Below are 10993 nucleotides of genomic sequence, written 5' to 3' on the forward strand. Positions count from 1 at the left end.
ATATAAATACTGATATATATTTAACATTCTTATTCGGACATTTTTTCTTTTATCCGGCTTAACTGTTCAAGAAATTTCTTATCCCAGCCGGTAAGGGGATACCCCTTGCGGCAAATGAGTGCATCCCTGAAATCCTTCTTCTTTGCGCACTGTTTTTCCACCAGCTGATACCGCTTTAAAAGCTCAGCCGGCATGGGAGACACCCACATATAGGTCATTGAATTATCACACAAAAGCTGAAACTGGCTGCCTCTTTCATATACATAAACCCGCTTTGAGGATCTTGGATATTTGATCCCGCTGCCAAAATCATCGCTTTTGCTGGAGACACCGTCTCCATGAACAATTTCAATAAAGTTTGTTAAATCCTCTGTTTCTATCACGTTCTTATCTGCCAGAGGGTGGGTTTTTGACATGAGAATCCTTAGGGAGTACTCAAAAACCGATTCCATTAACAGGCCTTTTGCCGCAGTCTCCCTGGCATAATACTTTTCTGAATCAACCGGATACCGGATAATGCCAAGATTGTACTCCCCGGTCTCCACATCTCTTATGGTATCTGCCGAATTTGTTTCACGAAGCCACACGTTCATCATGGCCTCCCCTCCGGATTCTCCGATAAATTTAGAAAATGCAGTGCTGATATAGCTGGCTCTAGGCATGGATAGGGAAAACTCCACGCCGTTTCCATCTCCCGTTTTGTAAAGATGCTCCATTTCATCAATCTGAATGAGTACATTTCTGGCATGCTCTAAAAAGATCCTTCCTCTGGCAGTCGGTACAACCCCCTTGGAAGTCCGTTTAAAGATAGGTGCCCCAAGCCCTTCTTCCAGGGTCTTGATCGCCTTGCTTAAATTGGGCTGATCCATGTATAAATTGGCTGCCGCCTGTGTAATGGACCCTGTCTTTTCCACTTCGACTGCATACTGCAATAACACGGTATTCAATCATCTTCCTCCTTCGCATCCTGCCAACCGTTCTTTTCCACTTCATAGAGATACTTTGACAGTGCTGCAAGGGATACTGCCATGTTCTCATTCTGCACCAGTATATGAGACGGTACAGACAGATGCACGGGTGCAAAATTCCAGATGGCCTTCACGCCGCCTGCCACCAGCCTGTCGCATACCCCCTGAGCATACTCTGCGGGGACCGTAATGATTCCGATATGTATACTCATTCTCTGACAGAGGTTTTCCAGTTTATCCATGGAAAGGACCATCTTTCCTCCGATTCTGGTATTCACCTTTCTTCCGTCAGCATCAAAAGCCATAACGATTTCAACTCCGTACTGCTCAAACCCTTTATAGGAAAGCAGTGCCTTCCCCAGATAACCCACGCCTACCAGTGCAGCCTGGTTGGTATTATGAAATCCGAGGAATTCCTCCATATCTGCTATTAATTCCTTAATTACATAACCCATTTTAGGTTTACCTGCCGTTTTAGCAACCAGTGCCAGATCCTTTCGAACCTGGACCTCATTTAGCTGAAGATCCAAAGCTATGACAGGAGCAGAAATGGTCTCTAATCCTTCGCTGCTTTTCTTTTCCAGATAATGATGATAAACGGGAAGGCGCTCCAGCGATTTTCTGGATATTCCTCCGACCATATGTTTTTTTTCTTCCATAAAATCTTCCCCCAGTCTTATTTAGCAAATAACAGATTGCGGCATCGTTTTTGCCAGCCTTCCCGGATACTTCTTAATCCTTCCGGTCCGTAAGAAACATGGCATCACCAAAGCTGAAGAAACGGTATTTCTCCCGGACTGCTTCCTCGTATGCATGAAGAACATTCTCTCTTCCCGCCAATGCCGATACCAGCATAATTAAGGTGGATTCCGGCAGATGGAAATTTGTAATCAGACAATCCAGTACTTTAAAACGGTAACCTGGATAAATAAAGATTTCCGTCCAGCCGCTTCCTGCCTTTAAGATACCGTCTTCCGTGGATGCGGATTCCACTGTTCTGCAGCTGGTGGTTCCCACACAGACGATCCGGCCTCCGCTTCGTTTGGCATCGTTAACCTTTTTTGCTTCTTCCTCTTCTACAATATAGAATTCGGAATGCATGTGGTGGGCTTCTATTTCATCTACCTTAACCGGACGAAATGTTCCAAGACCAACGTGAAGTGTCACATGGGCAATCTCCACCCCTTTTTCCTCAATCTCCTTTAACAGGTCCTTTGTAAAATGCAGACCTGCAGTCGGTGCAGCGGCAGAGCCTTCGTGCTTTGCATAAACGGTCTGATACCGGTTTTTATCCTGAAGCTGATGAGTGATATAAGGAGGCAGCGGCATCTGCCCCAGCTGATCTAAAATCTCTTCAAAAATACCCTCATAGGAAAACCGGATCAACCGGTTTCCTTCTTCAACTACATCGATAACGGTTCCTTTTAATAGTCCTTCTCCAAATGAAATGACGGTTCCGACTTTTGCTTTCTTTCCCGGTTTCACAAGGGTTTCCCAAATATCATTCTCTCTTCTTTTTAATAGAAGAATCTCAATCTTTGCCTGGGTGCCTTCTTTCACTCCGAAAAGCCTTGCAGGAATTACCTTGGTATCATTAATGACCAGGCAGTCTCCCTTTTTTAAAAAATCCAGTATATCCTTAAAATGTCTGTGCTCGATCTCTCCTGTATGCTTGTCCAGTACCAGCAGCCTGGAAGCAGACCGGTCTTCTAAAGGATCCTGTGCAATCAGTTCCTGGGGTAAATCAAAATAAAAATCTCTGACGTTCATAAAACTACTCTCCTTTATCAAAAATGCCCCTCTGCACGGTGCCACGCAGAGAAGCATCTGTTTTACCTGTTGTTCGATTCGCTGGCAGATTCACTGGCCGGCTCAATGCCGGATTCACCAGAAGTTTCCGCAGCGGCTTCCGGCTCTTCCTCCCCGTTTTTCAGCGTGTTATAAACTGCCAGAAGATTCTCATCGGACTTTAAAGCCTTCTCAAGGCCTTCGTTTACCTCTTTCGCCATCTTCTGAACTTCATCAGACTGGTTCACTTCTTCCATAAATTCGGATTCTTCCTTACTGTTATCTGCAACCAGGTAGCAGCCTCCGTCCGCCGCTGTCTTTGCATAGCAGACAATCAGGCTTGGAGCCATCGTCTCTGCCTGACGAAATTTAATGTCAAATCTGGCATAAACCACATAGTCTCCATCTGCAATTCCAGGTGTAGTATAACATTCCAGATTTTCAAAACTCTGATAAAATTTTACTTCCTCTTCCATTCTGGAAGCCAGCTGTTCTAAACTCTCTTCCCCTGTTTTACCGCCATAAACTTTAGAAAGTGCGTCCCGGTCGCAGCTCTTTCTGGCATTAAAATATGACTTCATCAAATCATTTAACTGGGGCACCGAGTCCTTCTTCAGTGCAACTTTCACCTTCTCCGGCTGACCAGATGCGCTTTCCGGCGATATACTTTCCGCCTGAGCAGATACCGTCTCGGGCTCTTTTGCGGTTTGTCCGGCTTTGTCCAAAACAACCACCGCCATGATCAGTATAACTGCAACCAATGGTATGGCCAGAAACTTCAAAAACCGTCTGGTTTCCTCTTTCAGCCCTTTCCATTTTCCTAATAAGTCCTTCATATAGGCCTGACCTCCTGGAGAAACAATCTCCTCTCTATTCTAACAAAAAAACAGCCAAAAATCAACAAATAACTCTTGCGCTTTAAAACAATCTATAGTAGAATGTAAAAGATGCATCTGTAGCTCAGTGGATAGAGCAGTGGCCTCCGGAGCCGCGTGCGTAGGTTCGATTCCTATCAGATGCACTATTTTTTTGCCCGGAAATAATGCTCTGAAACCCTGATTTTACGGGGTTTATTTTACAGTATATTTTGTCCTGTCTTTATTATATTCCTTAATTTTACGTTTAAGTTCTTTTTTACTTAAAAAAACAGAGCATAGTCAATCAATTTGACCATGCTCACATTTTATCAAAATAAGCGTATTGTTCGATCAGTCAGGTTTTCTACTTTCGCCCTGTTATTAAAACACTTCCAGACCCTGTCCACTCAAAAATGGAGTTATCCTCTAAATTATTGAGTAGAAAGTTCTTTTTTTCTTCCAGAAGATATAAATACTCCTCCGCTTCTTCCTTTTTCAGAAACTGATTTCTATCATCTAATTTAAGAAATCTATTCAATTTATGCCATTCACATTCATAAGAATCAATAACATATTTTTCTCTGTCTTTTTTATTTAAACTTGCATTACTAAAAGAAAATAAGTTTCCTATTGGATACAGAGATATATCTTTTAATCCGTTTTCAGCAAAAAAATGGGGTATTTCAGCAGTTGTCATTCCATTGGTATAGCCTTTAACAGGATCTATCTTTTCATACATATTCCATACGTTCCTATATAACTCTCTGTATCGTACTAACCATTTACAATCTGGTGGATAATGTCCGCTTTCCATTACTGCCGGAATAAATGACATGGAGGTTATTGAAGAAATTATCCCTTCTGGTTTCAATACGCGCTTCATTTCTTTCAGTACAGCCTTTGGATCATTCACACTGGTAAAAAATGTATGACTTACAACGTGGTCAAAACTACTGTCATCAAACGGGATTTTTTTTGCATCTGCTATAAAAAAATTGATTCCACCGCCGAGGCGCTTTGCCGCCTCAATAAAACCTTTATCCCGGTCAAATGCAGTTATCTGAAGGGATGGAACCCCTTTCTTCAGGTATCTTCCCAGGTAACCAGTACCACAACCTGCTTCTAAAATTTTATCACCTTCCTTCAGGTGCATGTGGCTGATTACCAGTTCTCTTAATTCATCTGTTAGCATGTATTTTCTGGTATATTCCAAAAATTCTGGCAGTTGGAAATATTTTGACCATTCCTTCATATATTTTTCTCCCTAATTACTTCCTGTAACGAATTATATTTAAAGTACCCCTGCTCTTCCCAAATCCGTTTCTCCCCAAAACTCAAACCAGGATATTGCTGTTCTATTTCCAAAAGTTTATGAAATCTTAAATTCTGTATGTGAAAATATTCTTCCTGTTCCAGATTATATTCCAGTTTTCCCCCCATACCTTCCCAAAATTTCACTGCTCCTTCTTTTAATACAGAATTTAATAGTTCATCATCCTTTAATAATAGCGTACCGAAGTGAATAAAAACATTCTGGCTAATAACAATGGAAGCTCCCATTAATCCAACCATTTTATTTAAATAGGAAGTTACCGCATCACCATTATTACTATCTGCTGTTGAGAAGACACCTGCTGTTTTGCCAATCAAAGGCATTGTATGAAGCCAGCCAGCCAGTCGGTCAACTAATATTTTCATATCTCCGGAAACAGCTGCCGCATACACAGGAGAAGCAAATATTATTCCATCACTCTTTCTTATTTTATTTTTCAGCATCGCCATCCCATCCTTTTGATCCAGCGGACAAAATCCCTTTCGAAAGCAAGTTCCGCATGATCTGCATGGCATGATATTCCAATCCGATGGATATAAAATTTCAGATTGAATTAAGGAACCCTGGCTGTATGCGCTTTTTTTTAACTCGTCAAGAAAAGTCACACATAGCTTACCAGTATTAGAATTTTTTTCTGCGCTGGACCCTACAAGTACAATCACACTTTTTTTATTTTTATCCATTTCTACCATTACCTCGAATAAGCAGCTTAGGAATTTTTTCCGGATATTGTCTTCTTAACAAAGTGTACAGCCAGCCTCCTTCTCCATGAAAAAAAGAGGGAAATAAAACTCCATTAATTCCTTCCATAAGACCATTCTCCAACTCCGCTTCCGTCCACAGCCATATATTATTATTTTCACTCTCATTAAAAAAATCATCTATATCAGTGTGATATAAATTGCTTTTTATTAATTCTCTCATTTGAATAAGCTCCGGAACCTTTATAAAAGCACTTACGATTTCTATCATCTTCCATAAACCTTCAAGTCCTTCTGAAAGACTTGCTTTATAAGAAGAAAGATTCGTATCCCGAACATAATGAAGAGTACGTTCTGCGACATGATGCAGCATATCCAATGCTTCTTCATCATTGGTAATAAAACTCCAGCCTGCCAAAAACGGCAGCAATCCCGGAATCCCCTCCATAATGTTCCATGGTAATCCAGTAAGATAATACTTCCCATTTTTTTTGCATACTACAATACCTTCAACATAATCTGATTTTTTCAGTTTATTACTCCACAAATGCAGTCTAAAACGTATGAATCGTTCTATCACTTTCTTATTTTCCAGACTTCTGGCTAACAAATATACTTTATCCGATTGTATACCATGGCACAATACGGTCCTGATTCTCTTGCATTGCTTCTCCCGGTCTTCCCGGCACAGATATCTGATTTTATTTTCAATAAGTTCCGTTATCGTATGTTTTTCATCTTCTCCACCTTTCCTCCATAGAGAGGATAACTCCATATCTAATCTGGGAATATATCCCCTTTTAAGAGACTCCTTCTCTCTGCTGATGAGCTCATTTATTGTATCCTCCCACTTGTCTTGACTTACAACCCGATACATTTTATTAACATAGCCAATTCTGTCTTCAAAAATTTCTGCTGAACAAATACTGTCTTTCTGACACAACCACCGTATAATATGATAATAAGTTGCTGTATTTCTTAAAAGAAATCTTGCACTGCAAAAAGTAAACTTTACAGAAATACCATATTGCTCCAGAGTATCGTAAGCTTTCCTGAATCCTTCCTCTACATCTTCTGCATATGATAAGGCAGTAACACATCCGTCCTCTCCATTGGGAAGATTATGTGCATTCTCCATAGTAGAGGTAAGAGCATCACTTCCAGGGCATATTTCTCTTGAACCAGTAATAAAAGGCAGCATATTTGTTCGCAGAACCGAGTCAAAACAATATATATTTTTTTTAACATTCCTGATATCACTTAACAAATTATTATCGCATACCCGTACCCCCGTCTCCAAATCAATTAAAACAGGGCAATTTTTATGTGCTATCATATTCTCCGCATGCAAATCACTTCCCTGCAAAACATAGGCTAAACCCAGAAGAAACCCGCATCTGTAATAGAAGAGATTAAAATCACTTTTCTGTTCAACTGGTTCGGCTGTTACATATTCTTCAAAGCCAAAATCACCGCAATCAAGAATCCATGGCGTATAGAAAGGCTCTATCTTCGCCTTTGCAGCTGTTTCCTGCAGCAGCTGCTGCCACTTTTGATCCAATGAAAGAGAACGAGGTTTATAAACAATCTGATCTCCACTTTCAAACAATAATATCAGTATGCAGCTTCCATTATGAATATCAGAGTCTCCTCCGGCTATTTTTATAATTTTTCCGGTATCCTTTCCTAATAGCTTCTGTAACTTCCATTGATACATCAGCAGACGCTTTGTGATAATTACGATAAGATTTGTGAAGTCAGCTGTCCATCCTGCAACCATAGCCCGGAATCTCTCATGATTTTCCAGTAAACTCTTCCACAATTCAGCATAATTGCAAAATGTGTACTCATCCTCTCCCAGATATTCCCTATATAAGGATTGACTTATCAGATCCAACTGCCTGAAAAAAAAATACCGTGTATCTGTTCCGGCCTTCTTTTTAAAAACAGACTTAACAGCTATCTTTTCTGCTTCAAATTTATTCTCAATTTCCTGTTTTACATATTGAAACACAGGATCCATGAACAAAAATTTATACGGCAGTTCTTGCTCTTCTTCATTTCCAAAAAAGAAACTGTCTACTCTGTGCGGCTTCTCCATAAAATTAATTAATTTTTGCTCCGCATTCATCACATTCCCTCATTTATTGTAATTTCCATATATCAGATGTAATTTTTTAGTCATTACATCACTATTAAGAAACTTATTGTATAAATTCCCATAAAAAATACGAAGCTCAGGATACAAACATGTTGTCTGCTCACATTCTTCACATTGAAATTGCCTGCACTTTGGATACAGTTTTAAAAACACTTCATCCCGCACACCAAAATCCTCTTGAACCATCTGAACAATTTTATTATCATACAGAGAATTTAGTATTTCTTCTATCTCTTTCATTCCGTATCCTTCCACTAATCCGCATAAAGTCTTGTGCAGTACAGATAAATATTGGTATTCATCGGATTTGTCAGCATTTCTGCTCATGCATTTTTGAACCTCTTTTATAGCTTCTTTATCATTTTTCAGATAATACTGACATACCGCACTTAAAAAACCTATGGTATCATTTCCGCCATGGATTGAATTGGAAAATGGGGTCTGACATAAGACTCCTATGGTATTCTCCAAAACTGAGTTGCGCTGCAATCGTGTGGTCAGCAGCAGTTTTTTTACTTTATTCTCATTCATATTTTCAACATTACATAGAAAAGAGACTGATTCCATTTTTTGTGCATTTGTTTTTAAGACAGTGTAATTGTAAGGAATGAGTTCACTCATTCCCTCTGCAAATATAAAAACACTTGGGAAACCCAGATATGATACATCCATAACATATATTTGAGATCCTTCATTTACAATCAGACCGGTTAATCTGTCAAGCCACTCTCTGTTTGATTGTTTATCGTTACATTCCAATGACCTGTATTCATAATCTGGTTTTTCCCTAAATAAAGAAACTGGATAGTATCCCGTTCCTGTTTTCATTGTATTAAGCATATTTTGATGATTGCACACATTTTTTTGATCAAAAGAAATCTGGTTTGTCATAGAGAACTCATCCAGCTTCTTCCCCTGTAATGCCTCTGTAAATACTCTTTCCAATGCTATTTTTCTGTCAGGATGGGCTCCAAACTTTACTCCAAAAGTTTTTTTGCTGCCATTTATTACAATTCCGCATACAACAGGGAAATTTTTTCCTAATGAGCAATCTTTAACAATTACTTTGTAATTCTCATTTTTTTCAATGGCATCAATCATGTTTAATACATTCTGGTATTTTTTAAGTTCATCGTTCGGTATATCAGGCGGGGTAATGCATTCCATCATTATTTTACGCTGAACATATCTCTCTAATATTTCTGAATACCCCTGAACAATTGCCTCTTCTATTGTATTACCAGCTGCCATCCCATTGCTTACGTTCACGCTTTTAACCATTTCCAAAGGGATCCATTCATATTGTCCGGACTGTACATGATAAAAAGGGACTGAAAAAACTTCGTTCTTTTCCCAAAGAGGAAAAAGCTTTCTCAATTGGGCTAATACCAGCTGTCTCATATTAAATTCATTGGTATCTACTTCCATACTTTCTTCATAATAACTTATAATTCGATTTAATAAGGAGTTCTCATCTTTCAGAAAAACGTCTAAAGAAATTTTTTTACATAAAGAATGCTTTGGTATTTCTTCTGAAATATATGGAGATTGTATATCATTTTCATGAATCTGATACATAAAAATCTGATTCTGAATTCGTTCCATTAATTCAGCGTAACCACTTGCCAGACAATAATCTTTTGTTGTTCCTTTACCATTAGCAGCAATTACATCTTTAAGTTTTCCCTTAACGTATACTCTGGCCGAATAACAATCAGGTAAATCATTTTCCCAAAAATATGTTTCTGTTTCAATATTTACCTGGTTTAGACATTTTTTTACTTGGATGACAGTATCTTTTGGAAGTGCATCCTTTCCTTTTTCATTCCAATATATCATCTTATTTAGATTTTTTTCCATGGCACCCTCACATTCAGCTGCATTATCAGCGTATATATACATAATTCGAAGTATTACTTAATCTGAGCAACCAATAAACATATCAAGCAATTAGTTCCATTAAATTAATTACCGGTGGTAACCTCGTTTTAAATAGCCGCTGCGGAAGCAGCTGCTGCTGCTGCACCAGTATAAGTTGAAACGGCAGAGACAATTTCACTTGTACTTGCTCCCAATAAAACATTGTTGAGTTCTTTTTCGCTGATGTTGTTTACAGCACTGTTGAACTCTTTCATTGTTTTTACAAATTCTTCGGAAGAATCTGTCACACCCTCATTACGTGCAATTTTGTAAGCCTCTTCGGGTTTTTTAACATTTACCAATTTATTTCTTAATTCTCCATTTTCCAGCTTTTTAATAAACTCTCTTGTTGTCATATAGTCTCCTTTCTAATATTTATTGGTTGCTCTTCATTGTTGGTGTATAAGCAATGATATCTTTCACATCGCATTGAAAAATCTGACAAAAGCGATCAATAGAACTTAACGTAAAATTATGATTGTTTTTCAGTCTAGAAATCTCAGCAGGATTTAAATCGTACTCCTCTTCCAGCATATAAGAACTTATTTTTCTCTCGTTCATTAATTTCCAAAACGGGTCTGTTGATATCATTGTTTTTCCACCTCGCTTACATTATAAAATCACTTTTATATTTATATAAGCTACATATATGTAAGAGATTCGCATTTTTTTTATTTTTCTTTTCTCTATTCAGGCAAATAAAAAGCCCCATATAGGACTTTATATAAATGTCCTATATGGGGCAGCGTACCGAAATGAATATCCCTGTCTTCTTTATTGATTAAAAATAATTTTAACGATTATTATTTCTCATATGCAATATCCCTCCCTCAATAACAAACAGTCCGTTCCTGCTTCTCATTACAGAGTAATACTCCTTTTCATTTCCAGATAAACCATATGCAATCTGAACCGTTTTCCAGTTGCTCCTGTATAAATTACCTACTTTAACAACCTCGGGAATACGTTCTGTTCTGCTGACCTCAACCATATTTTTATTATGTATCATATCGATATAATTATATCTGGTTACGGTTATGGACAAAATGAGTCCCATGAGTAAAAAACCGGACAGTCCGGTGAGCATCAGCCAGTCCCGTCCAAGAAAGAATAAAACAAAAAGCAGAAGCATAACCACTAAATACAAAACTCCATAAACTGTAATCCCAACAATATTTGTCATATAGTTTCCCCCAGGATCAAATCATAATCAAGCTATGGTTCAATGGATATCTGATTAAATTATACCATATATTACCTTAAAA

11 protein-coding genes and 1 tRNA gene are annotated in these 10993 nt (G+C 38.4%); 1 reads left to right on the forward strand and 11 read right to left on the reverse strand.

Going from position 1 to position 10993, the window contains the following annotated elements; all coding sequences use genetic code 11:
• Nucleotides 1–29 precede the first annotated feature (29 nt).
• The 4 genes from DS742_RS08140 to DS742_RS08155 all read right to left on the reverse strand — a co-directional run bounded on the left by DS742_RS08140 (nt 30) and on the right by DS742_RS08155 (nt 3592).
• Nucleotides 30–938: a LysR family transcriptional regulator gene (locus DS742_RS08140; RefSeq protein WP_242996427.1), complete on the reverse strand. Its 909-nt coding sequence runs from the start codon at nt 936–938 to the stop codon at nt 30–32.
• Nucleotides 939–943: 5 nt separating this feature from the next.
• A complete protein-coding gene (locus DS742_RS08145; RefSeq protein ID WP_117416492.1) occupies nt 944–1627 on the reverse strand; it encodes a redox-sensing transcriptional repressor Rex in 684 nt (227 codons plus the stop codon).
• Nucleotides 1628–1700: 73 nt separating this feature from the next.
• The gene (gene queA, locus DS742_RS08150) at nt 1701–2738 is read right to left on the reverse strand and encodes a tRNA preQ1(34) S-adenosylmethionine ribosyltransferase-isomerase QueA (RefSeq protein ID WP_117416493.1); all 1038 of its coding nucleotides are present in this window, start codon (nt 2736–2738) and stop codon (nt 1701–1703) included.
• Nucleotides 2739–2800: 62 nt separating this feature from the next.
• Nucleotides 2801–3592: a hypothetical protein gene (locus tag DS742_RS08155; RefSeq protein ID WP_117416494.1), complete on the reverse strand. Its 792-nt coding sequence runs from the start codon at nt 3590–3592 to the stop codon at nt 2801–2803.
• Between the two features lie 113 nt (nt 3593–3705).
• Between DS742_RS08155 and DS742_RS08160 the strand changes: the two genes are divergently transcribed.
• A tRNA-Arg gene (locus DS742_RS08160) sits at nt 3706–3777 on the forward strand.
• A 200-nt stretch (nt 3778–3977) separates the two neighbouring features.
• Here the strand turns inward: DS742_RS08160 and DS742_RS08165 are convergent.
• From DS742_RS08165 to DS742_RS08195, 7 genes are all read right to left on the reverse strand, one after another.
• On the reverse strand, nt 3978–4865 hold the full coding sequence (locus tag DS742_RS08165; protein WP_117416495.1) for a class I SAM-dependent methyltransferase: 888 nt from the start codon (nt 4863–4865) through the stop codon (nt 3978–3980).
• Nucleotides 4862–5638: a flavodoxin family protein gene (locus DS742_RS08170; protein ID WP_117416496.1), complete on the reverse strand. Its 777-nt coding sequence runs from the start codon at nt 5636–5638 to the stop codon at nt 4862–4864. The genes DS742_RS08165 and DS742_RS08170 overlap by 4 nt, the downstream gene beginning before the upstream one ends.
• Nucleotides 5622–7778, reverse strand: a complete 2157-nt coding sequence (locus DS742_RS08175; protein ID WP_117416497.1) for a DUF4135 domain-containing protein — start codon at nt 7776–7778, stop codon at nt 5622–5624. Before DS742_RS08175 ends, DS742_RS08170 begins: the two co-directional genes overlap by 17 nt.
• Before the next feature lie 9 nt (nt 7779–7787).
• Nucleotides 7788–9668, reverse strand: coding sequence for a YcaO-like family protein (locus DS742_RS08180; RefSeq protein ID WP_170313394.1), 1881 nt, complete (start codon nt 9666–9668; stop codon nt 7788–7790).
• Between the two features lie 128 nt (nt 9669–9796).
• Nucleotides 9797–10084, reverse strand: a complete 288-nt coding sequence (locus DS742_RS08185) for a Nif11-like leader peptide family natural product precursor (protein WP_117416499.1) — start codon at nt 10082–10084, stop codon at nt 9797–9799.
• A gap of 19 nt (nt 10085–10103) precedes the next feature.
• The gene (locus tag DS742_RS08190; RefSeq protein WP_117416500.1) at nt 10104–10319 is read right to left on the reverse strand and encodes a helix-turn-helix domain-containing protein; all 216 of its coding nucleotides are present in this window, start codon (nt 10317–10319) and stop codon (nt 10104–10106) included.
• Nucleotides 10320–10521: 202 nt separating this feature from the next.
• A complete protein-coding gene (locus DS742_RS08195) occupies nt 10522–10911 on the reverse strand; it encodes a hypothetical protein (RefSeq protein ID WP_117416501.1) in 390 nt (129 codons plus the stop codon).
• Between the last annotated feature and the right edge of the window lie 82 nt (nt 10912–10993).

Origin of the sequence: Lacrimispora amygdalina (assembly GCF_003432035.1) — a bacterium.
Classification (GTDB): Bacteria; Bacillota; Clostridia; order Lachnospirales; family Lachnospiraceae; genus Lacrimispora; species Lacrimispora amygdalina.

Bases quoted from the DNA above. Each gene is read 5' to 3' on its own strand.
- DS742_RS08170 (WP_117416496.1), bottom strand. From the start codon at position 5,638: ATGGTAGAAATGGATAAAAATAAAAAAAGTGTGATTGTACTTGTAGGG.
- queA (WP_117416493.1), bottom strand. From the start codon at position 2,738: ATGAACGTCAGAGATTTTTATTTTGATTTACCCCAGGAACTGATTGCA.
- DS742_RS08195 (WP_117416501.1), bottom strand. From the start codon at position 10,911: ATGACAAATATTGTTGGGATTACAGTTTATGGAGTTTTGTATTTAGTG.
- DS742_RS08165 (WP_117416495.1), bottom strand. From the start codon at position 4,865: ATGAAGGAATGGTCAAAATATTTCCAACTGCCAGAATTTTTGGAATAT.
- DS742_RS08175 (WP_117416497.1), bottom strand. From the start codon at position 7,778: ATGAATGCGGAGCAAAAATTAATTAATTTTATGGAGAAGCCGCACAGA.
- DS742_RS08180 (WP_170313394.1), bottom strand. From the start codon at position 9,668: ATGGAAAAAAATCTAAATAAGATGATATATTGGAATGAAAAAGGAAAG.
- DS742_RS08190 (WP_117416500.1), bottom strand. From the start codon at position 10,319: ATGATATCAACAGACCCGTTTTGGAAATTAATGAACGAGAGAAAAATA.
- DS742_RS08185 (WP_117416499.1), bottom strand. From the start codon at position 10,084: ATGACAACAAGAGAGTTTATTAAAAAGCTGGAAAATGGAGAATTAAGA.
- DS742_RS08155 (WP_117416494.1), bottom strand. From the start codon at position 3,592: ATGAAGGACTTATTAGGAAAATGGAAAGGGCTGAAAGAGGAAACCAGA.
- DS742_RS08145 (WP_117416492.1), bottom strand. From the start codon at position 1,627: ATGGAAGAAAAAAAACATATGGTCGGAGGAATATCCAGAAAATCGCTG.